The sequence below is a fragment of the Modestobacter versicolor genome (assembly GCF_041028285.1).
In the GTDB taxonomy this organism is placed as follows: Bacteria; Actinomycetota; Actinomycetes; order Mycobacteriales; family Geodermatophilaceae; genus Modestobacter; species Modestobacter versicolor_A.
In genome coordinates, this window is sequence record NZ_JABGDB010000001.1 from 873,613 (window position 1) to 897,756 (window position 24,144).

General features: G+C 73.3%; 20 protein-coding genes. 5 read left to right on the plus strand and 15 right to left on the minus strand.

Features of this window, described 5'->3' with window-relative positions; translation table 11 throughout:
* Positions 1–15: 15 nt before the first annotated feature.
* Genes HL054_RS04435 through HL054_RS04455 form a run of 5 tightly spaced genes read right to left on the minus strand, consistent with a single transcriptional unit; the run spans position 16 to position 5,035 of the window.
* The gene (locus HL054_RS04435; RefSeq protein ID WP_369137555.1) at positions 16–1,257 is read right to left on the minus strand and encodes an ABC transporter substrate-binding protein; all 1,242 of its coding nucleotides are present in this window, start codon (positions 1,255–1,257) and stop codon (positions 16–18) included.
* The gene (locus HL054_RS04440) at positions 1,254–2,483 is read right to left on the minus strand and encodes a branched-chain amino acid ABC transporter permease (protein WP_369137556.1); all 1,230 of its coding nucleotides are present in this window, start codon (positions 2,481–2,483) and stop codon (positions 1,254–1,256) included. The genes HL054_RS04435 and HL054_RS04440 overlap by 4 nt, the downstream gene beginning before the upstream one ends.
* Positions 2,476–3,366: a branched-chain amino acid ABC transporter permease gene (locus HL054_RS04445; RefSeq protein ID WP_369137557.1), complete on the minus strand. Its 891-nt coding sequence runs from the start codon at positions 3,364–3,366 to the stop codon at positions 2,476–2,478. The genes HL054_RS04440 and HL054_RS04445 overlap by 8 nt, the downstream gene beginning before the upstream one ends.
* Complete coding sequence (locus HL054_RS04450; protein WP_369137558.1) at positions 3,363–4,259, minus strand: ABC transporter ATP-binding protein; 897 nt, start codon at positions 4,257–4,259, stop codon at positions 3,363–3,365. The genes HL054_RS04445 and HL054_RS04450 overlap by 4 nt, the downstream gene beginning before the upstream one ends.
* Complete coding sequence (locus tag HL054_RS04455; protein ID WP_369137559.1) at positions 4,247–5,035, minus strand: ABC transporter ATP-binding protein; 789 nt, start codon at positions 5,033–5,035, stop codon at positions 4,247–4,249. Before HL054_RS04455 ends, HL054_RS04450 begins: the two co-directional genes overlap by 13 nt.
* Positions 5,036–5,333: 298 nt before the next feature.
* Between HL054_RS04455 and HL054_RS04460 the strand changes: the two genes are divergently transcribed.
* Complete coding sequence (locus HL054_RS04460) at positions 5,334–7,556, plus strand: carbon starvation CstA family protein (protein WP_369137560.1); 2,223 nt, start codon at positions 5,334–5,336, stop codon at positions 7,554–7,556.
* A complete protein-coding gene (locus tag HL054_RS04465; RefSeq protein ID WP_369137561.1) occupies positions 7,553–7,756 on the plus strand; it encodes a YbdD/YjiX family protein in 204 nt (67 codons plus the stop codon). Before HL054_RS04460 ends, HL054_RS04465 begins: the two co-directional genes overlap by 4 nt.
* A gap of 65 nt (positions 7,757–7,821) precedes the next feature.
* On the opposite strand, the gene glnA is transcribed toward HL054_RS04465, so the two are convergent.
* Positions 7,822–9,255 (minus strand): type I glutamate--ammonia ligase, encoded by a 1,434-nt coding sequence (gene glnA / locus HL054_RS04470; RefSeq protein ID WP_369137562.1) that lies wholly within the window; start codon positions 9,253–9,255, stop codon positions 7,822–7,824.
* A gap of 189 nt (positions 9,256–9,444) precedes the next feature.
* Between glnA and HL054_RS04475 the strand changes: the two genes are divergently transcribed.
* Positions 9,445–9,867 (plus strand): RDD family protein, encoded by a 423-nt coding sequence (locus HL054_RS04475; protein WP_369137564.1) that lies wholly within the window; start codon positions 9,445–9,447, stop codon positions 9,865–9,867.
* A gap of 15 nt (positions 9,868–9,882) precedes the next feature.
* Here the strand turns inward: HL054_RS04475 and HL054_RS04480 are convergent, their stop codons facing one another.
* The 5 genes from HL054_RS04480 to HL054_RS04500 form a co-directional block, all read right to left on the minus strand.
* Positions 9,883–10,671, minus strand: a complete 789-nt coding sequence (locus tag HL054_RS04480; RefSeq protein ID WP_369137565.1) for a helix-turn-helix domain-containing protein — start codon at positions 10,669–10,671, stop codon at positions 9,883–9,885.
* 55 nt (positions 10,672–10,726) lie between these two features.
* Positions 10,727–11,113, minus strand: a complete 387-nt coding sequence (locus HL054_RS04485) for a hypothetical protein (protein WP_369137566.1) — start codon at positions 11,111–11,113, stop codon at positions 10,727–10,729.
* Between the two features lie 161 nt (positions 11,114–11,274).
* On the minus strand, positions 11,275–12,135 hold the full coding sequence (locus tag HL054_RS04490; protein ID WP_369137567.1) for a DUF4191 domain-containing protein: 861 nt from the start codon (positions 12,133–12,135) through the stop codon (positions 11,275–11,277).
* A gap of 83 nt (positions 12,136–12,218) precedes the next feature.
* Positions 12,219–13,208 carry a lipoyl synthase gene (lipA, locus tag HL054_RS04495; RefSeq protein ID WP_369137568.1) on the minus strand — a complete coding sequence of 330 codons (990 nt, stop codon included), beginning with the start codon at positions 13,206–13,208 and terminating at the stop codon, positions 12,219–12,221.
* A 103-nt stretch (positions 13,209–13,311) separates the two neighbouring features.
* Positions 13,312–14,730 (minus strand): hypothetical protein, encoded by a 1,419-nt coding sequence (locus tag HL054_RS04500; RefSeq protein ID WP_369137569.1) that lies wholly within the window; start codon positions 14,728–14,730, stop codon positions 13,312–13,314.
* Between the two features lie 115 nt (positions 14,731–14,845).
* Here HL054_RS04500 and HL054_RS04505 point away from each other — a divergent pair, with 115 nt between their 5' ends.
* The gene (locus HL054_RS04505; protein WP_369137571.1) at positions 14,846–15,775 is read left to right on the plus strand and encodes an LLM class F420-dependent oxidoreductase; all 930 of its coding nucleotides are present in this window, start codon (positions 14,846–14,848) and stop codon (positions 15,773–15,775) included.
* A gap of 48 nt (positions 15,776–15,823) precedes the next feature.
* Here HL054_RS04505 and HL054_RS04510 read toward each other — a convergent pair whose 3' ends face one another.
* Genes HL054_RS04510 through HL054_RS04525 form a run of 4 tightly spaced genes read right to left on the minus strand, consistent with a single transcriptional unit; the run spans position 15,824 to position 20,224 of the window.
* A complete protein-coding gene (locus tag HL054_RS04510) occupies positions 15,824–16,645 on the minus strand; it encodes an NTP transferase domain-containing protein (RefSeq protein ID WP_369137572.1) in 822 nt (273 codons plus the stop codon).
* Between the two features lie 2 nt (positions 16,646–16,647).
* A complete protein-coding gene (locus tag HL054_RS04515) occupies positions 16,648–17,778 on the minus strand; it encodes a CDP-glycerol glycerophosphotransferase family protein (RefSeq protein ID WP_369137573.1) in 1,131 nt (376 codons plus the stop codon).
* Positions 17,775–18,551 carry an HAD family hydrolase gene (locus HL054_RS04520; protein WP_369137574.1) on the minus strand — a complete coding sequence of 259 codons (777 nt, stop codon included), beginning with the start codon at positions 18,549–18,551 and terminating at the stop codon, positions 17,775–17,777. The genes HL054_RS04515 and HL054_RS04520 overlap by 4 nt, the downstream gene beginning before the upstream one ends.
* A gap of 26 nt (positions 18,552–18,577) precedes the next feature.
* Entirely contained in the window at positions 18,578–20,224 is a 1,647-nt protein-coding gene (locus HL054_RS04525; protein ID WP_369137575.1) for a mannitol dehydrogenase family protein, read from the minus strand.
* 947 nt (positions 20,225–21,171) lie between these two features.
* Between HL054_RS04525 and leuS the strand changes: the two genes are divergently transcribed.
* Positions 21,172–24,084 carry a leucine--tRNA ligase gene (gene leuS / locus HL054_RS04530; protein ID WP_369137576.1) on the plus strand — a complete coding sequence of 971 codons (2,913 nt, stop codon included), beginning with the start codon at positions 21,172–21,174 and terminating at the stop codon, positions 24,082–24,084.
* Positions 24,085–24,144 lie beyond the last annotated feature (60 nt).

The following is a 24,144-nucleotide window of genomic DNA, read 5'->3' on the forward strand; positions in this document are numbered from 1 at the left end:
GCGAGGGGTCCTTCGTCAGCCGGCGATCGCCGCGGCGAACTCGCCCTCGAAGGCCTCCTCGAGCACCGTCGCGCCGCCGGGGACGTCGGCCGGCTGGAGGATGAAGCTCTCCAGGCTCGGCGAGGCGCCGGCCTCGAAGCCCCGGATCGGCACGACGACGTCGTTGGTGTCGACGTCCTCGAGGCCGGTGAAGGCGTCGAGCACGCCCTGCCGGGTCAGGTCACCGTTCTCGCAGGCCGAGTCGAGCACCTGCTTCATGATCTCGCTCATGCCCACGCCGACCAGCACGCCGAGGCTGGGCGTGGCGTCGGGGTAGGCGGTCTGGTACTGCTCCAGCAGCTCCGGGTGCGCGTCGAACGCGGAGACCGGCGAGGCCACGTACAGGTCGGCCTTGATCTTCGCCGCGGACGGCCCGGCGAGCAGGCCGGGGGCGAAGACCGGGTTGCTGCCCAGGATCGGGACGTCCAGGCCCTGGGCCTCCATCGCGACCGCCGCGGACGCCAGCTGGGTGGGCGCCACGGTGAGGGCGACCAGGTCGACCCCGGCGGCCTGGAACTGGGTGATCTGCGAGCTCATGTCCTGGTCGGTGGACTTGATCTGCGCCTCGACGACCTCCAGGCCGCGCTCCTCGGCGACGGCCTGGGTGCCGGCCAGGCCGTTGGCGCCGTACTCGCCCTCGAAGTAGATGTGGCCGACGGTGTCGCCCTCGGCCAGCAGCCCCTCGCGGAACATGTAGTCGTAGCCGTTGGCGATCTCCACCGCGTAGGTCGCCCCCACCACCCCGGTGCCGGGGATCTCGGTCAGGGTCTGCGCCCAGGCCGACGGGAAGTTGACGATCTGGTCGGCCTCGTACTCCGGTGCCAGCGCGGTGTTGATCGGCGACCCGATCGTCTGCTGCATCGCCAGGATGCCGTCCTTCATGCCGCTGTAGAGCTGCACGCCCTGCTGCGGCACGTAGCCGGTGTCCTGGACGTCGAGCTCCACGTCGTAGGTGTCGCAGACCTGGTTCTCCTCCCAGAACATCTGGTTGGCGTTGGTGATGTCCTTGCCGAGGGCGGCGAAGACGCCGGTCAGGTCGGTGAGCACGCCCAGGGTGATGGTGGTGCCCTCGACCCCGACGTCGGTGGCGACCTCCCCGGCGTCCCCGCCGGCGGCGGCGCCGCCGCCGGAGTCCTCGGCCTTGTTGCTGCAGCCGGTGGCGGCGGTGACGACGACCGCCGCCAGGACGGCGGCGCTGCCGGTTCGCTTGAGCTTCATGAGGTGCTCCCTTGTGCCGGTGGATCAGAGGGGTCAGCGGTGGTCGAGGAGGACGGGGGAGGAGGGGTGGTGGGCGCGGGCCGGCCTCCGCCGGGGTCCCGGCCGCGCCGGCGGAACCGTTGGCCCAGCCCGGCCAACCCGGCGGGCTGGAAGAGGATGACGAGCACGATCGCCGCGCCGTAGAGGAAGCGCGCCGCCTCACCGGCGGCCAGCCCGCCCTCGCCGACGCCGCTGACGAAGGGCACCGCGTCGGCGTAGCGCTGGAACACCAGCGGCAGCGCGCTGACGAACAGCGCGCCGAGCGCCGCGCCGCCGACCGACCCGAGCCCGCCCAGCACGATCATCGCCAGGTACTGGATGGAGACCTCCAGCCCGAAGGACTCCGGCGCGACGCTGCCGATGGACAGCGCGTACATCACCCCGGACAGCCCGGCGTACATCGAGCTGACCAGGAAGACCCGGCCCTTGTAGCGCTGCACGTTGACGCCCATCACCGACGCGGCGACCTCGCTGTCCCGCAGCGTCTGCAGCGCCCGCCCGGGGCGGCTGCGCAGCAGGTTGCGGGCGAACCAGTAGGCGGCCGCGGCGAGCGCGAGCCCCAGGTACCAGAGCCGCTCGGCCTCGCGGAACTCGACGCCGGCGATGAACAGCAGCGGGTCGCGGTTGGCGAAGGTGAACCCGAACAGCGAGAAGTCCGGCGCCGACCGCCCGTTGAAGCCGCCGGTCACCGACGTCCAGGAGTTGAGGACGTGCTGGCCGATGAACACCAGGCTGAGCGAGGCGACGCCGAGGTAGATGCCGCGCAGCCGCGCGGCGATCGGGCTGAACAGCAGCCCGGCCAGCCCGGCGAGCAGCACGCCCACGACCATGCCGACGATCGGCGGCAGGCCCAGGCCGGACAGCTGCGCGACCCCGATGCCGCCGGACTCGCCGGACACGAACACGTAGCTGATCGCCCCCACCGCGAGGAAGAACGCGTGCGCCAGCGACAGCTGGCCGGTGGTGCCGACCAGCAGGTTCAGCCCGATGGCCCCCACGACCGCGCCGAACACCGCGAACCCGGTGCGCAGCCAGAACTCCTCCACGTAGAAGGGCACCAGCAGCAGCACCACCAGGACGGCGACCGCCAGCAGCGGCCGGAGCCACGACCGGCGCGGCCGGGCCGCCGGGGTGGTCCCGGCCCGGCTCGACCCGCGGGCCGGCCGGGTGGCGGTCGCCTCAGACACGGGTCAGCTCCTTGGTGCCGAACAGGCCGGAGGGCCGCACCAGCAGGACCGCGATCATCACCACGTAGGGGACGACGTCGCCGAAGCCGCGGCCCAGGAACAGCAGCTGGTCCTGGTAGCCGGCGGCGAAGGACTCCGCCAGGCCGATGAGCAGCCCGCCCACCAGCGCACCGCCGGTGGAGTCCAGGCCGCCGAGGATCGCCGCCGGGAACGCGCGCAGCGCCACCGTGTAGGCCGCGGCGCTCACCCCCGGCGTCGGGGCGCCGACCAGGAACAGCGCCGCGACCGCGGCCAGCACGCCGGCGACGATCCAGGCCAGCGCGGAGACCCGGCCGAGCCGGATGCCCATCAGCGCCGCGGTCTCGCCGTCCTCGGCGGAGGCGCGCATCGCCACGCCCCAGCTGGAGTACTTGAACGCCAGGAAGAAGGCGATGATCAGCAGCCCGGCGACCCCGGTGGCGATCAGCCGGTTCTGGCTGATCCCGACGTCCCCGAGGCGCACGGAGCCGCTGCCCCACGGGTGCGGGACGTTGAGGATGTCCGAGCCGATCCGCCGGATGAGCTCGGTCAGCAGGATGATGTCGATCCCGATGGTGACGATCGCCAGGCTGATCACCGGCGCGCCCCGCAGCCGGTTGATGACCAGCCGCTCGATCACGAACGCGGCCAGCGCGGTGATCAGGATGCCGACCAGGATCGCCGGCAGGAAGCCCAGCGGCTCCGACAGCCGGGCGATCGAGTAGGCGCCCAGCAGCAGCAGCGAGCCGTGGGTGAAGCTCACGACCTCGCTGGCCTTGAAGATGATCACGAAGCCGAGGGCGATGAGCGCGTACAGCGCGCCCAGCGAGATGCCGTTGAGCAGCAGCGACAGGAACTGGGTCACGGGCGCGTCCCGGGGGTGTCGGAGGGAGTGGTCTCGGTGGCGGGGGTGGCGGGGGTGGCGGCGGCGCTGACGGCGTCCTCCGGGCTGGTGTCGTCGCCGGAGCCGAGGTAGGCCCGGATGACCTCGGGGTCCCGCTGCACCTCGGCCGGCGTGCCGTCGGCGATCCGGCGGCCGAAGTCCAGGACGGTGACCCGGTCGGCGAGGGACATGACCATCCCCATGTCGTGCTCGACCAGGACGACGGAGATGCCCAGCGCCGAGCGGATCTCCCGGATGGTCTGCGCCATCCGGTTGGTCTCCTCGGCGTTCATCCCGGCGACCGGCTCGTCCAGCAGCAGCAGCCGCGGCTCGGTGCAGAGCGCGCGGGCGACCTCCACCCGCTTCTGGTCGCCGTAGGAGAGCACCCCGACCGGCGTGTGCAGCCGGTCGCCGAGCTCGAGGAACTCGGCGATCTCGGCCACCCGCTCGCCGTGCCGTCGTCCCTCGCGGGTGGCCCGGGGGAGCCGCAGCCCGGCGGCGAGGAAGCCGGCCCTGGTCAGGTGGTGCCGGCCGAGCATCAGGTTCTCCGCCACCGACTGGGTGGGGGACAGCGCGATGTTCTGGAAGGCCCGGGCGACCCCGATGCCGGCGATCTCGTAGGGCCGCATCCGGTCCAGCCGGTGGTCGCCGAACCGGACCTCGCCCTCCGCGGCGCGGTAGACCCCGGAGAGGACGTTGAACATCGTCGACTTGCCGGCGCCGTTGGGCCCGATGATCGCGTGGATCGCGCCGGGGACCACGGTGAAGGAGACGTCGGCCAGCGCGGTGATGGCGCCGAACCGGACGGTGACGTGCTCGACCTCGACCGGCGGGATGTCGGTCCGGACGTCGGTGGGGGCGCTCACGGCGTCCACCGCGACAGGGTGCGGTGGGTCGTCGGCGCGGCGTCGACCGCGGTCTCGTCGCCGTCGTGCCCGAGGTAGAGCCGCTGCACCTCGTCGGTGCGGGCCAGCTCGGCCGCCGACCCGGACAGCGACACCTCGCCCACGTCGAGCACGCACGCGAGGTCGGCGACACCGAGGGCCATCGTGGCGTTCTGCTCCACCAGCAGCACCGAGGTGCCCTGCCGGTTGATCTCGGCGATGACCTCGCCGATCTGGCCGATGACGCGCGGGGCCAGGCCGAGCGAGGGCTCGTCGAGCAGCAGCAGCTTCGGGCTGGCCATCAGGGCCCGGCCGATCGCCAGCATCTGCTGCTCGCCGCCGGACAGCAGCGCGCCGCGCTGGGAGCTGCGCTCGCGGAGCACCGGGAACAGCTCGTACACCCGGTCGCGGGCCCGCGCCTTGCCCGCCTTGTCCCGGTTGCCCATGCCGCCGGCCCGGAGGTTCTCCTCGACGGTGAGCCGGCCGAAGATCCGCCGTCCCTCGGGCACCTGGACCAGGCCGAGGCGGACGGTCTGCGCCGGGTCGCGGTTGCCCAGCAGCGTGTCGCCGTAGCGGATCGTGCCGGAGTCGACCCGGCCGCGGTGCAGCCGCAGCGTGCCGGAGATGGCGCGCAGCAGGGTGCTCTTCCCGGCACCGTTGCTGCCCAGGACGGCGACGACGGTGCCGTCGGGCACCTCCAGGGAGATGCCGCGGAGCGCCTGCACCGCTCCGCCGTAGGTCACGTGCAGGGCGTCGATGCTCAGCACGGGCGCCACCTCTCAGATCGGCGTCGTCCCGGCGGTGGCCCGCTGTCCCGGCCGGGCCGAGGTGGCCCGTGCCGCGTGCCGTGCCGTGCGACGGGAACAGGTCAGCTGGTCGACGCGGGGCGCGTCGGGCCGGGACGGTATCGCAGTTTCTGCGACGTGCATCACATCGTTGCCATCTCGCGACCTTGGGGGTTGCGCCGCGCGGGCTCGGGTGCCCGGCGATCCGCCCGGCTCGGATCCGGACCTATGCTCACCGCCGACGGCGTCGACGAGGACGCCGCTGTGCTCGGAGGCGCGCATGTCCACGACGGCGACCAGGGACGACGCGAGCGGTGGCGGGCAGCCGCCGGAGGGGGCTGCCGGACGCCGCGGGTCGGTGCGGTCGATCGCGCTCTGGGTGGCTGTCGCCGCCCTCGGTGCGGTGGCCTGGACGGTGCTGGCGCTGGCCCGCGGCGAGGCGGTCTCCGCGCTGTGGATCCTGTTCGCGGCGATCTGCTCCTACGCCATCGCCTACCGCTTCTACGCGCGGTTCATCACCTACAAGGTGCTCCGGACCGACGACAGCCGCGCGACCCCGGCCGAGCGGCTGCACAACGGGATCGACTACGACGTCACCGACCGGCGGGTGCTCTTCGGTCACCACTTCGCCGCCATCGCCGGCGCCGGGCCGCTGGTCGGGCCGGTGCTCGCCGCGCAGATGGGCTACCTGCCGGGCACCATCTGGATCGTCGTCGGCGTCATCTTCGCCGGGGCGGTGCAGGACCTGACCGTCATGTTCTTCTCGATGCGCCGCAACGGGAAGAGCCTGGGCCAGATGGTCCGCGAGGAGATCGGCATCGTGGGCGGGATCGCCGCCCTGATCGCGGTCTTCACCATCATGATCATCATCCTGGCCGTGCTGGCGCTGATCGTGGTCAACGCACTGGCCGAGTCGCCCTGGGGCGTCTTCTCCATCGCGCTGACCATCCCGATCGCGCTCTTCATGGGGCTCTACCTGCGCCGGCTCCGCCCCGGCAGGGTGCTCGAGGCCACCGGCATCGGCGTCGCGCTGCTCCTGCTGGCCATCATCGGCGGTGGCTGGGTGCAGGAGAGCGGGCTGGCCGATGCGCTCACGCTGTCCAAGGAGTGGCTGGTCCTCGCGCTGGTCGTCTACGGGTTCGTCGCCTCGGTGCTGCCGGTCTGGCTGCTGCTCACCCCGCGCGACTACCTGTCGACGTTCATGAAGATCGGCGTCATCGTCCTGCTGGCGCTCAGCCTGCTGATCGCCCGCCCGGTGCTGCAGGCCGAGGCGGTCACCGACTTCGCCCGGGAGGGCACCGGCCCGGTCTTCGCCGGGTCGCTGTTCCCCTTCGTCTTCATCACCATCGCCTGTGGCGCCCTGTCCGGTTTCCACGCGCTGATCTCGTCGGGCACCACGCCGAAGATGGTGGCCAAGGAGAGCCAGGTCCGGCTCATCGGCTACGGCGGCATGCTGATGGAGTCCTTCGTCGCGATCAGCGCGCTGATCGCCGCCTGCGTCATCGACCAGGGCCTCTACTTCGCGATGAACAGCCCGGCCGGGGCCACCGGCGGCGCCGTCGACACCGCCGCGACGTTCGTGAACGGCCTGGGGTTCGACACCTCCGCGCAGGACCTCGCCGCGGCCGCCGCGGCGGTCCAGGAACCGACCCTCATCTCCCGCACCGGCGGCGCTCCGACGCTCGCGGTCGGCATCTCGCAGATCTTCAGCGACGCGTTCGGGGGCGGGCTCCAGGCGTTCTGGTACCACTTCGCGATCATGTTCGAGGCGCTGTTCATCCTGACCGCCGTCGACGCCGGCACCCGGGTGGGCCGGTTCATGCTGCAGGACACGATCGGCAACGTCTGGAAGCGGTTCGGCGACCTGTCCTGGCGGCCGGGCAACGTCATCGCCAGCGCCGTCGTCGTCGGGCTGTGGGGCTCGGTCCTCTACATCGGGGTGACCGACCCGCTCGGTGGCGTCAACCAGCTCTTCCCGCTGTTCGGCATCGCGAACCAGCTGCTCGCCGCCATCGCGCTCACGCTGGTCACGGTGCTGCTGATCAAGCACGGCAAGCTGCGCTACGCCTGGGTGACCGGGGTGCCGCTGGTCTGGGACCTCGTGGTCACGATGACCGCGAGCTGGCAGAAGGTCTTCTCCGACGTCCCGGCGATCGGCTACTTCGCGCAGGCGCAGCGGTACCGCGACGCGCGGGACGCCGGTGAGCTGCTGGCCCCGGCAACGGACCAGGGGCAGATGGACCAGGTCATCTTCAACTCCACCCTCAACGGCGTGCTGCAGAGCTTCTTCGCCGTGCTGGTGATCATCGTCGTCGTCAACGCCGTGTTCGTCGTCGCCCGGGCACTGCGCGCCGGGGGGTCGCTGCCGACCACCGAGGAGCCGGCCGTGCCGTCGTCGCTCGTGGAGCCCGCCGGCCTGTTCGCCACCGCGGAGGAGAAGCGCGCTCTGGCCGAGCACGAGGCGCTGGCCGGTGCGGGCGCCGGGGACGGGGGCCGGCGATGACCGCCGCGGACCTGCGGGCGGCCGTCGTCCGGGCCGGGCGCGGGGTGCGGTGGTACCTGCGGGAGTTCAGCGGCGAGGCGCGGTGGGACGACCACCTGCGGGAGTGCGCCGAGCACGGGCACGAGCCGCTCAGCCGGCGCGAGTTCGAGCGCCGCCGCGCCGACGCCGTCGAGCGCAACCCGGTCAGCCGCTGCTGCTGACCCCCGCCGCACAGCACAGCGGCCCCCGACCTCGGTGAGGTCGGGGGCCGCTGCGCGTGCGGGGATCAGATGTCGTAGTACAGGGCGAACTCGTGCGGGTGCGGGCGGAGCCGGATCGGGTCGATCTCGTTGGCCCGCTTGTACTCGATCCAGGTCTCGATCAGGTCGGAGGTGAACACGCCACCGTCGAGCAGGTAGTCGTGGTCGACCTCGAGCCGGTCGAGGACGGCGTCCAGCGACGCGGGCACCTTCTCGATGCCCAGGGCCTCCTCGGGCGGGAGCTCGTAGAGGTCCTTGTCGACCGGCGCCGGCGGCTCGATCTTGTTCTTCACGCCGTCCAGGCCGGCCATCAGCATCGCGGAGAACGCCAGGTAGGGGTTCGCCGACGGGTCGGGCACGCGGAACTCGATGCGCTTGGCCTTCGGGCTGTCCCCGGAGATCGGGATGCGGGTGCAGGCCGAGCGGTTGCGCGCGGAGTAGACCAGGTTGATCGGCGCCTCGTAGCCCGGCACCAGGCGGTGGTAGCTGTTCACCGTCGGGTTGGTGAAGGCCAGCAGCGAGGGGGCATGCTTGAGCAGGCCGCCGATGTAGTGGCGGGCCATGTCGGACAGGCCCGCGTAGCCGGTCTCGGCGTGGAAGAGCGGCTCGCCGTCCTTCCACAGGCTCTGGTGGCAGTGCATGCCGGAGCCGTTGTCGCCGAACAGCGGCTTGGGCATGAAGGTGGCCGACTTGCCGTGCGCCCAAGCGGTGTTCTTGATGATGTACTTGAACAGCATCAGGCTGTCGGCCGAGCGCAGCAGGGTGTCGAACTTGTAGTTGATCTCGGCCTGCCCGCCGGTGCCCACCTCGTGGTGGCCGCGCTCGAGCTCGAGGCCGGCGGAGGCGAGGTTGACCATCATCGTCGAGCGCAGGTCGCTCTGGTGGTCGTAGGGCTCGACCGGGAAGTACCCGCCCTTGGGCCGGGTCTTGTAGCCCAGGTTGGGGCCGCCGTTCTCGCCGGTCAGCGACCCGGTGTTCCAGGAGCCCTCGACCGCGTCGATGTGGTAGTAGCCCTCGTTGATCGACGTGTTGTGCCGGATCGAGTCGAAGACGTAGAACTCGGCCTCGGGGCCGAAGTACGCGGTGTCCGCGATGCCCGAGCTGGCCAGGTAGGCCTCGGCCTTCTTCGCCACGTTGCGCGGGTCGCGGCTGTAGGCCTCGCGCGTGATCGGGTCGTGGATGAAGAAGTTGATGTTCAGCGTCTTGTGGATGCGGAACGGGTCGAGGTAGGCGCTGCTCGCGTCGGGCAGCAGCAGCATGTCCGACTCGTTGATCGCCTGGAAACCGCGGATCGACGACCCGTCGAAGCCCAGGCCGTCGGCGAAGGTGTCAGGCCCGAAGGTCTCCGCCGGGATGGTGAAGTGCTGCATGACGCCGGGCAGGTCGCAGAACCGGACGTCGACGAACTTCACGTCGTTGTCTCGGATGTACGCGGTGACCTCGTCGGGACTGTTGAACATCGATCCTCCGGGTATGGGCGGCCAGCTCAGCGGCAAGTTACGAGCGCGGGGTTGCTCCGCGGTGTCCCTCGTGTTTCGTCGCGGTAACACCGCTCCCCGGCGTGTCGCGGCCGGGGCGCCGGTGCCCCTCGGGCACCCACCCGGTCCACCCCGGCCGGCCTGCGCCGAGGGGGGACCTACGCTGGCGGGGTGACCAGGGACGACGCCTCACCCTCTCAGGAACGCGGCCGCGGCGCCGCACTGGGGCTGCCGCCCGAGGGCCCGGGCTCGCTGGCGCCCTTCGGCCGGCGGGTGGCGCAGTACCTGGTCGACGCGGTGGCCGCGGGTCTGGTGACGGCGCTGTTCACCGCCCCCGACCCCCCGCAGCAGTGGAGCCTGCTCACCTTCGGCGTGATGACGGCGCTCTTCCTCGTGCTGACCGGGCAGACGCCGGGCATGCGGCTGCTGGGGTTGCGGCTGGCCCACCCGCACCCGGAGCAGCGGCTGGCGCCGTGGCGGGCCGTCGTCCGCACCGCGCTGCTGGTGCTGCTGCTGCCCGCGCTGGTGGTCGACTCCGACGGCCGCGGCCTGCACGACCGGCTCACCGACACCGCCGTCGTCCGCGACCGCTGACGACCAGCGGGCCGGTCAGGAGGTCCGGGCGAACCACGCCCGGGTGGCCTCGTCGGCCGGGAGGAACGTCTCGATGGCCAGCTCGCTGGCCGCGACGTCCAGCGGCGTGCCGAAGGTGGCCACCGTGCTGTACATCCGCAGGACGGCCCCCTCGACCTGCAGCTCCAGCGGCAGGGCGAACGTCGGGCCCGGTGCGTTGACCTCGGCCCCGGCCCGGTCCGGCCAGCCGGCGGCCTCGGCCAGCAGGGCCTGCAGGTCCGCCGACGGCGCGGCCGCCGCGTGCTGCCGCACCTGCCGGAGCAGGTGCGCCCGCCAGGGGCCGTAGTTGACCACCCGCTCCGCCAGCCCGCCGGGGGCCAGCATCACCCGGACGACGTTGACCGGCGGGTCCAGCAGCGCCGGGTCGACCAGCGCCAACAGCCGGTCGACGGCGGTGTTGGTCGCCACGACGTCGAACTGCGCGTCGATGACCAGGGCCGGCCAGGGGTCGTGGGCGGCCAGCGCCAGGTCGAGCACGTCGAGCAGGTACCGGGTGGCCGCGGCGTCCCGGCGGGCGTCGTGGAACTCGGGTGCGTGGCCGGCGGCGAGCAGCACCTGGTTCTGGTCCGACAGCGGCATCTGCAGCGCCTCCCCGAGCTTGAGCACCATCGAGCGGCTGGGCCGGGACCGGCCGGTCTCGACGAAGGACAGGTGGCGGGTGGAGGTGTCGGCCAGCCCGGCCAGGTCCAGCTGGCTCAGCCGCCGGCGCTCCCGCCAGTCCCGCAGGAGAGCGCCGGCGACCGCGGGCCGCTGCGTCGTCGTCACGGCTCGACGCTAGGGCGCGGCGGGGCCTGCCGGCCAGCACCGGGCGCCGGACGGGTCACCGCCGGAACGCCCGCAGCTGGACGACGGCGAGCGCACCGACCACCAGGCCCTGCGCGGCCACCAGGACCCGCCCGGTGGTGCCGAGGTCGGCGAAGGCGGCCACCGCGAGGCTCGCCACCTCCCAGCCGACGTTGCCGAGGGCCGCGACGCGGAGCACCGACCGGGCCCGGCGGGTGCGGGAGGCCGCCACCAGGACGACGGCGTAGCCGACCAGCGCGACGCCGACGCCGCGGACGACGCCGGTGGCCCCGGTGCCCAGGAGCTCGGCGACGGGGCCGGCGGCGGTGGCCGCCAGCAGACCCAGGGCGGCGCACAGCGCGCCGTCGAGCTGGAGCAGCCGGGCCGGGGCGGCGGTGACCGGGGGACGGGTGACGGTGGTCATGGGAGGTCCTCTCGACGGAGCGGGTGGCGGCCGGTCGTCCGGCCGCCACCACCGTCGCGCCTGACCCGCACCCCGTCGATGACCTCGGAGGTCATGCCCCGGACGCACGACGCCCCGGCCGCAGGAGCGGCCGGGGCGTCGGGGTGTGGTCCGGGGGTGGGTCAGCGGCGGCGCACCTGGCGCTGGCTGACCGACATCTGCCGGCCGCCGGGCAGCGGGCCGCCGGGCACCGGCATCCGCGCGCCGCCGAGGGCGCTCATCCGCTTGCCGAGGGCGTTGACCTCGGCCGCGGACAGGTTGCGCGGCAGCTTCATCACGTGGGCGCTCAGCTTCTTCAGCGGCACCTGGCCCTCGCCGTCGCCGACGAGCACGTCGTAGATCGGGGTGTCGCCGACGACCTTGGCGATCCGCCGCTTCTCCGCCGCGATCAGCCCGCGCACCCGGCCCTGGTTGCCCTCGCCGACCAGGATGATGCCGGGGCGGCCGAGCACCCGGTGGACGGCGTCGAGCTCGCGGTTGCCGGCGACGCCGGAGCTGACCCGCCAGTCGCCGCGCATGCCCTCGAGCACCCACGACGCCGCGCCGGGCTGGCCCTCGACCTGCTTGTAGGCGGTGCCCTGGGCGCGCCGGCCGAACACGATGAGGGTGGCGAGCAGGCCGAGCAGGACGGCGAAGGGCAGGAAGAGGAACGGCGAGCTCAGCAGGATCCCGACCAGCTCGACCACCGCGAAGGTCACCACGAAGGTGATCAGCATGACCCAGGGGAGCTTGGGGTCGTTGCGGTAGGTGAGCTTGTAGGCCTGGCCGATCATGCCGGCCTGGTTCTTGAGCTTGGTCAGCCGGCCGACCTTGGGCTTGCCGTCCTTGCCGAGCTTGGGGGCCTTCGCCTTGCCGTCCCGGCCGCCGCCCGTGGCCGCACCCACGGCCGTGGCGCCCTTGGTGCCGCGGCCGGCCACGCCGGCCGGGCCCCGTCCGGCGCTGCCGGTGGGGGCGGAGGGGTCGGTGGACCTGCTGCGTGCCATGACCACAGGATAGGAGAAGGACCCCGGTGCCCCCCACACCACGCTGACGCGCGGTGCGGGACCCTGCACCGGGGCCGAAGGACTCAGGCGGTGGTGATCGCGAGCCCGCGGGCCTCGGCGGCCTGCTGGTAGAGCCGCCCGGCGCGGTACGAGCTGCGCACCAGCGGCCCGGCCAGCACCCCGGCGAAGCCCATCTCCTCGGCCTGCGCCTGGAAGCCGACGAACTCGTCGGGCTTGACCCACCGGACGACCGGGTGGTGCCGGACGCTGGGCCGCAGGTACTGGGTGATGGTCAGCAGGTCGCAGCCGGCGTCGTGCAGCGCCTGCATGGCCTCGACGACCTCGTGCGGCTCCTCGCCCATGCCCAGGATCAGGTTGGACTTGGTGACCAGCCCGGCGTCGCGGGCGGCGGTGATCACCGACAGGGAGCGCTCGAAACGGAAGCCGGGGCGGATCCGCTTGAAGATGCGGGGCACCGTCTCCACGTTGTGCGCGAGCACCTCGGGGCGGGAGGAGAAGACCTCGGCCAGCTGGTCGGGCTCGGCGTTGAAGTCCGGGATGAGCAGCTCGACGCCGCAGCCGGGGATCTGCTCGTGGATCTGCCGGACGGTCTCGGCGTACAGCCACGCACCGCCGTCGGGCAGGTCGTCGCGGGCGACACCGGTGATGGTCGCGTAGCGCAGCCCCATCGAGACGACGCTCTCGGCGACCCGCCGGGGCTCGTCCCGGTCGAAGTCGGCGGGCTTGCCGGTGTCGATCTGGCAGAAGTCGCACCGCCGGGTGCACTGGTCGCCACCGATGAGGAAGGTGGCCTCCCGGTCCTCCCAGCACTCGTAGATGTTGGGGCAGCCGGCCTCCTCGCAGACCGTGTGCAGGCCCTCGCGGCGGACCAGCGACTTGAGCTCGGTGTACTCCGGCCCCGTCTTCAACTTGGTCTTGATCCACTCGGGCTTGCGCTCGATGGGGGTCTGGCTGTTGCGGACCTCCAGGCGGAGCAGCTTGCGACCGGCCGGCTCGATCCCGGAGGACGTCTGCGGGGTCTCCGCCGGCGCCTCCTCCATGCCCAGGCTCATGGCGGTCACGGTACTCCGGCCGGTGACGGTGCCTCCGGCGCCGGAGACGACGACGGGGCCCAGCCGGATCGGCTGGGCCCCGTCGGGGGAGTGCTGCGGCAGGTCAGCCGGCGCTGTCCTCGTCCGGCCGGGTGCCGCGGCTGGCGGCGGAGTTGCCGGCGCTGCCCGGGGCCTCGGTGTAGGAGTCCGGCGCCGCCGAGGCGACCGGGGCGTCGGGGTCGTTGGTGGTGCCGGTCGCCGTGGTGGGCCGGTCCTGGTTGCTGGGCTCACCAGGGCCGGAGGCCGGCTGCGCCTCGAGGGCACCGATGCCGCCCTCGGCCGGGCCGGAGTCCGACGGCGCGGTCATGGCCGTGGACACCTGCTTGCCCTGCGCCTCGGGGGTCTCGGCGCCACCTGCGGGGGTCTTGGCTGACATGGGGGAGGGGTCCTCTCGGTAGCTGGGCACCGGGCCGTCGCCGGTCGGCGCGGGGGTCCACAGGTCGTCGGCGCTCCTCCGGCGCAGCAGCACGACGACGGCGGCGCCGACGACGGCCAGGACGGCGACCACCCACGGCCACCGGCGGGGCTGGGGCTCGGGCACCAGACCGACGCTCCGCTTGACGGAGGTGACGGTCGCCGCGGTGCGCTTGCTGGCCTGCTTGCGGGCCTTGACGGTCGCCTTCTCCAGCTCGACGCGGCGCTTGGCTGCCTCGGCGGCCAGCTTGTCGGCCTTCCTGCCCAGCTTCTCGGCCTTCTTGCCGGCCGAGCTGCTCGTCGCCTCCGCGGCCGCACGCAGCGCCGCGACCCGGGCGGCCGCCTGCTCGCGGGCGGCCTCGGCCGCGGCGGCAGCGTCCTGGCGCACCTTGCCGGTCTGCTTGGCGGTCGCCGCTGACAGCGAGGCGGCGGTGGCGGCCAGCTCGGCGCTGCGCGCGTCCAGCTGGGCGCGCGCGGCCTCGACCTGGGCGGCGACGTTGGCCCGCGCGGTGTCCAGCGCCGGACCCGCTGCCTCGCGGGCCGCGGCCACCCGGGGGGCGGCGTAGGCGGTGGCGGCGGTGGTGGCCGCCGACAGCCGCGGACCGGCGGTCTCCAGGTTCGACCGGGCGGTGCGGGCCGCGCTCTCCAGCGCCGGTCCGGCCGCCTCGCGGGCGGCCTCGATCCGCGGCGCGGCCGCGGCCACCGCCGTCTCCAGGTTGGCGCGCGCGACCTTGGTCGCCGCCTCGAGCCGCGGGACGACGTCGGACTCGTAGGCCTTCTGCGCGGCCTCGATCCGCGGGGCGAGGGACTTCTGGGCCGCCTCGAGCCGCGGTACCAACACCTCGCGAGCGGCGTCGAGCTGCGGCGCCAGTACGGCGACGGCGGCCTCGACCCGGGGGGCGACGTCGGTGGCGTAGGTCTGCTGCGCGACCTTGGCCGCGGCGGCCACCTGCGGACCGAACTGCTCCGCCGTCGCCTTCCGGGCCTCGGTCACCGCTGCGCCGATGTGGGCGAACCCCTCCTGCAACTCGGCACCGATGACCTCTGTCCGGCTCTTCTTGCGGAACACTCCAGCACCTCCGGGTTGATCGCTTGGCGATCATCCTGCCCGCCTTCGCCTCCGGGCACACCCCGAAGCGGAAGGTGAGCGGCGCTCCGGGGTGTCCCTGGCTACGTTCGGACCCGTGCAGCTACGGATCTTCACCGAACCCCAGATGGGCGCCACCTACGACGACCTGCTCGCCGTGGCCCGGCGCGCCGAGGAGACCGGCTTCGACGCCTTCTTCCGATCCGACCACTACCTGACGATGGGCGGCGACGGGCTGCCCGGCCCGACCGACGCCTGGGTCACCCTGGCCGGGCTCGCCCGGGAGACCAGCACGATCCGGCTGGGGACGCTGATGACCGCGGCGACCTTCCGGCTGCCCGGGCCGCTGGCCATCTCGGTCGCCCAGGTCGACCAGATGAGCGGCGGGCGGGTCGAGCTCGGGATCGGCTCGGGCTGGTTCGCCGAGGAGCACAGCGCCTACGGCATCCCGTTCCCCGACCTCGGCGAGCGGTTCGACCGGTACGAGGAGCAGCTGGCCGTCGTCACCGGGCTCTGGGGCACCCCGGCGGGGGAGACCTTCGACTTCGCCGGCGAGCACTACCAGCTCAGCGGCTCGCCGGCGCTGCCCAAGCCGGTGCAGGCCGGCGGCATCCCGATCCTGGTCGGCGGCGGGGGGAAGAAGCGCACCCCGCGGCTGGCCGCCCGGTACGCCGCGGAGTTCAACGTGCCCTTCCAGTCGGCGGCGGACAACGCCCGGCTGTTCGCCGGCGTCCGCGAGGCCTGCAGCGAGATCGACCGCGACCCGGCCGAGCTGGTCTACAGCTCCGCGCTGGTGGTCTGCGTGGGCCGGGACGACGCCGAGGTGGCCCGCCGGGCCGCGGCGATCGGCCGCGACGTCGACGACCTCAAGCGCAACGGCGTCGCCGGCACCCCCGCCGAGGCGGTCGAGACCCTGGGCCGGTTCGCCGAGGCCGGCGCCTCCCGGGCCTACCTGCAGGTGCTGGACCTGGCCGACCTCGACCACCTGGACCTGGTGGCCGCCGAGGTCGCCCCGCAGCTGCGGTGAACCGGTCAGTGCCCCGCCCTCCGGGAGGGGCACTGACCGGCCGTGCGGTCAGGCCAGCTCGGAGGCCAGCGGCTCGAGCGTGGCCCGCGAGCTGAGCCAGGTGTTGGCCCGCTGCAGGTCGTCGTCGAAGTCGACCTCGACCGCCGAGAACCGGGAGATGTCCAGCGGGCGGAAGCGCACGCCGGCGTGCTGGACGGCCAGCTCCATGCCCCGCTCGAAGTAGTCGTTCGCCTCGCAGGCTGCCAGGTGCTCGATCAGCGCCGGCTTGTCGGCCGCGGAGACGTAGTTGATCCCCACCGCCTCGCCCAGGCCGCCCACCACCGTCTTGGACAGCTCCGCGATGAAGCCGTCGCCGTCGAGGGTGTACTTGACCTCCTCGTCGGCGACCGTGGAGGTGTCCACGCAGACGAAGCTCTCGTCCGCCCGGATGAGGGGGGCGGCGTGGTCGAGCACCGCCGGGTCGAAGACGACGTCGCCGTTCAGCCAGAGCACGCCGCCGGCCGGCGAGGACCGCAGTGCCCGCAGCAGGCTCTGCGAGGTGTTCGTGACGGCGAAGTCCGGGTTGAAGGCGAACAGCAGGTCCGGCTGGGCCCGCATGACGGCCTTCGCCCGGTAGCCCACGACCGCGGTCACCTTGACCTGCTCGCCGAAGACGGCGCGCAGCCCGTCGAGCTGCTGCTGCATGATGCTGCGGCCGTCCATCAGCGGGGTCAGCGGCTTGGGCTGCTTGCGGCCCAGCCGGGTGCCCATCCCGGCGGCCAGGACGACGACCTGGGGCGCGGACGGGGCGGCACCGGAGGAGCCTGCGGCGGTTGCCGGGCGCGACCGCTGATCGCGGCCCCCGGTCAGGATCGGGTCAGCAGTGCGCATGCTCATCTCCTCGGTTCGTCGTTCGTGGGTGGGTCGGTGCGGGCCGGCTCGCCGCTGGCGGCGGCGTCCGGCGGGAAGAACAGGTCCAGGACCCGGTCGGTGGCGTGGCCGTCCTCCAGCGAGCAGAAGGTCTGCTGGAAGTGGGCGTACCGCGGCCCGGGCTCCCAGGGCTGCCGACCGAGGTCGGCGATCGCCGACAGCACCTCGTCGCTGGTGCCCAGCAGGGGACCGGGTGCGGCCTCGGCGAGGTCGAAGTAGAACCCCCGCAGCTCGTTCTGGAAGTAGTCCAGGTCGTAGGTGAAGTGGATGATCGGCCGACCGGTGACCGCGAAGTCGAACATCGCCGAGGAGTAGTCCGTGACCAGGACGTCGGCGGCCAGGAACAGGTAGCGGATGTCCGGGTAGCCCGACACGTCCTGCACCGGCGTGCCCTCGGGGATGTCCAACCGGTCGGAGACCATCTGGTGCACCCGGAGCAGCAGCACGTGGTCCTCGCCCAGACCGCGGGCGAAGTCGCCGAGGTCCAGCGGGAACGTGTGGTCCGGCACCCCCTCGGTGAACACGGCGTCGTCCCGCCAGGTCGGCGCGTAGAGGACGGCGGTGACCCCGTCGGCGATGCCCAGCTGGGCCCGGACCTCGGCGCGCAGCCGGTCCCGGTCGGGCGAGCTGAGCACGTCGTTGCGCGGGTAGCCGGTCTCGTGCACCGGACCGGTGAACCCGAAGGCCCGCTTGAACAGCGGCGTGCTGACCGCGTTGGGGGAGAGCAGGGCGTCCCAGCGGGCGATGTCCAGGTCCAGGTAGGCCAGCCGGCCCTCGGGTGCCCACATGACGTCGTTGTGGATCCGCTTGAGCGGGGTGCCGTGCCAGGTCTGCAGGTAGGTGGTGCCCGGGGACTTGTCCCAGTCGAAGCCGAGGTGGTCGTTGGAGACCACGACGTCGGCGGACTCCAGGGCCGCCCGGGCCTCCGCGCTGCCGAAGGTCACGGTGGCCACGTCGGTCGGGAACTCCGCGACCCGGTCGGCAGCGGCCAGCCACAGGTACTCGTGGGCGTCACCGCGCTCCCGGAGGGCCTCGAAGAGCGTCCGCGGGCTGTCGGAGTACATCCCGCGGAAGCTGTTCAGGACGACCTTCACCGGTTCCCCCCCGCCAGCACCGCGGACGCGCGCCGCTGGAGGTCCGGCAGCAGCAGGTCCGCCAGCTCCGTCCAGGACGAGACGACGGTGAGCACACCGGCGTCGCGCAGCAGCGCCTCCCGCTCGGCGCGCTCGGCCGGGGCGACGAACTGCAGGTTGCCCACGGTCGGGCAGCCCGCGCGGACGGCGGACAGCGCGCCGGGGACGGAGTCCTCCACGGCCAGCCCCTGGTCCGGGGCGATGCCCAGCTGGTCGCAGGCGTGCAGGTAGACCGCCGGGTCGGGCTTGCTGGTCGGGGTGGGCAGGGAGTCCTCCGCGCTGTAGCGGCGGGCACGCGGGACCAGCTCGTCCAGACCGGTGGCCGTGAAGCACCCGGCCAACCGGGTCAGCGCGCTGGAGCTCACGGCCGCCGTCGTCAGGTGCTCGGCGAGAGCGCTGAGCGGACCGGTGACGCCGGCGTCGGGGCGCAGCACCTGCGACAGGTGGGCGGTGACCGCGTCCTTCTCCTCGGCGACCCAGGAGTCCAGGTCGTCGGCCGGCACACCCGCGGCGGCGGCGAGCTCGCCCGCCGTCGTCCGGAAGTTCTTCCCGGTGGTGGCCAGCCGGAGCTCCTCGGCGGTGAACCGCTGGGGGATCCCGTGGGCGGCCAGGAAGCGGTTGGTCACGTCGGCGGAGGCGACGAAGGCCGGCTCCTCGGACGGGAACAGGTTCCCGTCGGCGTCGCAGAGCAGCGCCTGGAGACGCTCGACGAGCGCTGCGGTGATCTGGGTCATCAGGAGCTCCTTCCGAGATCGGGTGGTCATGCCGGCAGCAGGTCGGCGGCGGCGCCGGTCTGCTCCACCGGGGTGGGCTCGCCCACGGCGTGCAGCCCACGGGTGCCGCGTTCGAGCGGCTCACCGGCGCCCGCGCCCGGGGCGTCCCGCCGGTCCAGCCGGTGCAGCGCGCGGCGGACCGCCCCGTGCACGCCGCGCCGCTCGATCTGCCGGAGCGCCCGGCCCAGGGCCGCCACGAACCGGGGGTCGTCCCCGAGGTCGCCGAACACCGAGCGGTTGCCCAGCAGCGGCCGCGGGTCGGTGCCGCCGGCACGGGCCAGCGACCGCAGTTCGTCGGCGAGCTCGTCCTGCACGGAGACCTCCCGGCCCTGCAGGTCCACGCCCTGCAGGTACCGGCACCACCCCGCGACGGCGAGGGTCAGCAGCTCGGCCGGCCGGCCCTCCGCCAGCGCGCTGCGCAACGAGGGCAGCACGTAGAGCGGCACCTTCGACGACCCCCGCCGGCACAACCGGTCCAGGCCGTCGCCGATGGCGGGGTCGGCGAAGCGCCGCAGGAGGCTCTGCTGGTACTCGGCCAGGTCCGTCCCCGCCGGGCTGGGGAGCTGCGGCCCGACCTCCTCGGCCATCAGCCGTGTCACGTACCGGCGCAGCACCGGGTCGGCCAGGACCTCGTGCACCCGGCCGAGCCCGGCCAGCGTGCCCAGGTGGCCCATCGCGGAGTGGCTGCCGTTCAGCAGCCGGGTCTTCATCAGCTCGTGCTGCCCGACGTCGGGTACGAACTGGACGCCGACCTGCTCCAGCGGCGGGCGGCCGTTGCAGAAGGCGTCCTCCATGACCCACTGGGAGAACGGCTCGGTGACGACCGGCCAGCGGTCGCCGACGCCGAACCGCCGGGCGACGTCCTCCCGGTCCGCGAGGGTGGTCTGCGGGGTGATCCGGTCGACCATGCTGCCCGGGAACGCGACGTTGCCGTCGATCCACCGGGCGAGCTCCTCGTCGTACAACCGGGCGAAGCCCACGACCGCCCTGCGCGCTGCCTCGCCGTTGGACTGCATGTTGTCGCAGGACAGCACGGTGAACGGCGGGAGTCCCGCCCGTCGGCGGAGGTCGAGCGCGCTGACGATGTAGCCGAACAGGGAGCGCGGGTGCGCGCGGTCGCTGATCTCGGCGCGGAGCGTGTCGTCCGGGATGAACTCGCCGCTGACGGCGTCGATCCGGTAGGCGTTCCCGGTCACGGTCATGGTGACCAGCCGGGTGCGCTCGTCGGTCAGGACGTCGAGGACCGTCTCCGGCGAGTCGGGCGCGAAGTGGTAGTCGATCATGGAGCCGACCACCCGGGCGCGGTCGCCCTCGCTGCTGCGCTCGACCACGGTGTAGAGGTGGTCCTGCGGGCGGAGCGCGTCGCGCATCGCGGTCGAGTGCAGGCCGACGCCGACGACGCCCCAGTCGGGGATGCCGTGCTCGGCCAGGTCGTCGAAGTAGACCAGCTGGTGGGCGCGGTGGAAGCCGCCGACGCTGAAGTGGACGACCGCCGGGACGAGGGCCGCGCGGTCGTAGGTGGGCACGCGCATCCGGCCGGCGTGCTGGGCCAGGGTCTGCTCGGACAGCGGGACGGCGACGGGGGCCGCGGGGTCCAGGGTGGGGACGGCGCCGTGCTGGGCGAGTGCTGCCATGCATGACCTCCTCTTCTGCGATCGGCGTGCTCTGCTGCCATCAACGTGCGGTGGGCCCGGTGGTGCCCGCACCCGGGAGCCACACCACTGGTCCGGCGCCGGTCCGGCGGGCGTGCACTCATCCGAGACGATCTGCCGGAGGCCCGGGAGGGCGTCGACGTCGTCGATCGGGGAGCGAGCCGCTCCGCGTACCGAACGCAGGCGGCGCCGCTGCTGGACACCGGATCTGATCTCTGCCCTGGCTGGGTTCGCCTGAAACTACCCGGTGATCATGAACACCTGGTAATCCGGGCGGACCGGGCCCGCCGAGGTCGAGCGCCCCGTCGTCCGCCGCCCCGCGGATCCGAGTTCCTCCACCGGTCCCGACGACCCGGCCGGTCGCGGTCCGTGGCGGCAGCGCGCCGGCCAGGGAACCGTCGGTCTGACCACCGTCCGCCCGGGCCTCCGGCTCGGCGGCGCGCCCGGCCCGGAGGTGCGCCGCCGGGGTCTCGCGTTGAGCAGCCGGGTCTCATCACCCCGTAGCGCCCGACGTCCCGCACGAAGCGGACGCCGACGCGGTCCAGCGGCGGGCGGCCGATGCCGAAGGAGTCCTCGACGACCGCGACCGCGACCGCCGGGCAGCCACGGCGGCCGGCGAGGAGACGTCTGCATCGTGCCCCTGCGCTGTCGCGCGTGGACCACGGCGGGGGGAGCGCTGCCGTGCTGAACGCCGATGGCGTCCCGCCCGGCATGCCGACGGCGGAACGGCTCGCACCGTCTGCTGCGTCGCGTGCGGGATCGAGTCGGTCCCGCTGCCGGCCCGCACGGTAGGATCGGCCCGTGACCGGCGGACTCCTGCTTCCCCCGCCGTGCTGACCTGACAACCCGGAGCAGCACGGCGACCCCTCCTGCGTGAGGGGTTTTTTTCTGCCCGCACACCAGATCGCCAGGACCCAGGAGCACCGACCATGAGCCAGACGGCCAGCCCGAGCACCGACCCGTCCGCCGGCGGGGTGCCGCCGCACCGGTACACCCCGGCCCTGGCGCAGCAGATCGAGCTCGCCTGGCAGGACCGCTGGCAGGACGAGGGCACCTTCCACACGCCCAACCCGGTCGGCCGGCTCAGCGAGGGCTTCGACCGGGTGGCCGACCGGCCCAAGGCGTTCCTGATGGACATGTTCCCGTACCCCTCGGGCGCCGGGCTGCACGTCGGGCACCCGCTGGGGTACCTGGGCACCGACGTCACCAGCCGGTTCCTGAGGATGGACGGGCACAACGTCCTGCACCCGATGGGCTACGACGCCTTCGGCCTGCCCGCCGAGCAGTTCGCGGTGCAGACCGGGCAGCACCCGCGGGTCACCACCGAGGCCAACATCGCCGCGATCAGCGCGCAGCTGCGCCGGCTGGGCGTCGACCACGACACCCGGCGCACCTTCGCCACGATCGACCCGGGCTACTACCGGTGGACCCAGTGGATCTTCCGGCAGGTGTTCGAGGCGTGGTTCGACGGGACCGCCGACGGCGGCCGTGGCCGGGCGCGGCCCATCGCCGAGCTGGTCGCCGAGCTGGACGCCGGCACCCGGGAGCCCGCCGCCGGCACGCTGCCCGAGGGCCGCGACTGGTCCGGGTTGTCCGACGTCGAGCGCCGCCGGGTGGTCGACGCGCACCGGCTGGCCTACCGGCACGAGGCGCCGGTGAACTGGTGCCCCGGCCTGGGCACGGTGCTGTCGAACGAGGAGGTCACCGCCGACGGCCGGTCCGAGCGCGGCAACTTCCCGGTGTTCCGCCGTCCGCTGACCCAGTGGATGATGCGGATCACCTCCTACGCCGAGCGGCTGCTGACCGACCTGGACCGGCTGGACTGGTCGGACTCGCTGAAGCAGATGCAGCGCAACTGGATCGGCCGCTCCGTGGGCGCCCGGGTCCGGTTCGCGGCCGGCGACGAGACGGTCGAGGTGTTCACCACCCGCCCGGACACCCTGTTCGGCGCCACCTACCTGGTGCTGGCCCCCGAGCACCCGCTGGTCGCCCCGCTGACCGCGGCCGCGTGGCCCGACGGGGTCGACGAGCGCTGGACCACCGGCGCGGCCACCCCGGCGGAGGCGGTCGCCGCCTACCAGCAGCAGGCCTCCCGCCGGTCGGAGCTGGACCGCCAGTCGGAGGGCCGGGACAAGACCGGCGTGTGGCTGGGGGTCACCGCGCGCAACCCGCTGACCGGTGCGGACCTGCCGGTGTTCATCGCCGACTACGTGCTGACCGGCTACGGCACCGGCGCGATCATGGCGGTGCCCGGCGAGGACGCCCGGGACTGGGAGTTCGCGCAGGTCTTCGGCCTGCCCGTGGTCCGCACCGTGCAGCCGCCGGCGGACTTCGACGGCGGCGCCTGGACCGGCACCGGGCCGATGATCAACAGCGCCAACGACCAGCTGTCGCTGGACGGGCTGGACAAGGGCGCCGCGATCGCCTCGGTCACCGAGTGGCTGGTCGCGACCGGGCACGGTGAGGCCACCACGACCTACAAGCTGCGGGACTGGCTGTTCAGCCGGCAGCGGTACTGGGGCGAGCCGTTCCCGATCGTCTACGACACCACCGACCCCGCGGCCGCCGACCTGCCGATCGCGGTGCCGGAGTCGATGCTGCCGGTGCTGCTGCCCGACGTGGACGACTACTCCCCGAAGACCTTCGCCGACGACGACGCCACCTCCGTGCCCGAGCCGCCGCTGTCCCGGGCGAGCGAGTGGACGACGGTGGAGCTGGACCTGGGCGACGGTCCGCGGCAGTACCGCCGGGAGACCAACACCATGCCCAACTGGGCGGGGTCGTGCTGGTACCACCTGCGCTACCTGGACCCGGGGGACGACGAGCGCTTCGTCGACCCGGAGCTGGAGCAGTACTGGCTGGGTCCGCGGGAGCCCGGCGACGTCGGCGGTGTGGACCTGTACGTCGGCGGTGTGGAGCACGCGGTGCTGCACCTGCTGTACGCCCGGTTCTGGCACAAGGTGCTGTTCGACCTGGGGTTCGTCTCCAGCGAGGAGCCGTTCCGCCGGCTGGTCAACCAGGGCTACATCTCGGCCTACGCCTTCACCGACGCGCGCGGCTTCTACGTGCCCGCCGCCGAGGTGGTGGAGGCCGACGGCCGGTTCACCTTCGAGGGCGAGCCCGTCACCCGTGAGTACGGGAAGATGGGCAAGAGCCTGAAGAACGTGGTCACGCCGGACGAGATGATCGCGATGTTCGGCGCGGACACCTTCCGGGTCTACGAGATGTCGACCGGACCGCTGGACCAGTCCCGGCCGTGGGAGACCAAGGCCGCGGTCGGTTCGCAGCGGCTGCTGCAGCGGATCTGGCGCGTGGTGCTCGACGAGGAGACCGGTGAGGTGCGGGCGGCCGACGTGGCCACCGACGACGAGACCAACCGCGCGCTGCACCGGGCGATCGAGGCCGTCCGGGACGGCATGACGACGCTGCGGTTCAACATCGCGATCGCCCGGGTCACCGAGCTGACCAACCACCTGACGGCCGCGTTCCCGCCGGGGACCGCGGTGCCCCGGGAGGTCGCCGAGGCACTGGTCCTGCTGGTCGCGCCGCTGGCCCCGCACCTGGCCGAGGAACTGTGGGCCCGGCTGGGGCACACCGGCTCGGTGGCCTGGGCGTCGTTCCCGGTGGCCGACCCGCAGTGGCTGGTCGACGACACCGTCGAGGTCGCCGTGCAGGTCAACGGCAAGGTGCGCGCCCAGGTCGCCGTCCCGGCCGACGCGGACGCCGCGGCGCTGGAGGCGGCAGCGCGGGCCGACGAGAAGGTCGCCGCGCAGCTGGAGGGGAAGACCGTGCGCCGGGTCATCGCGGTGCCCGGCCGGCTGGTCAACTTCGTCGTCGGCTGAGGAAGGACCCCCTCGCCCCTACCGCTCGCGGCGGGGCACTGCGAGACGAAGGACCCCCTC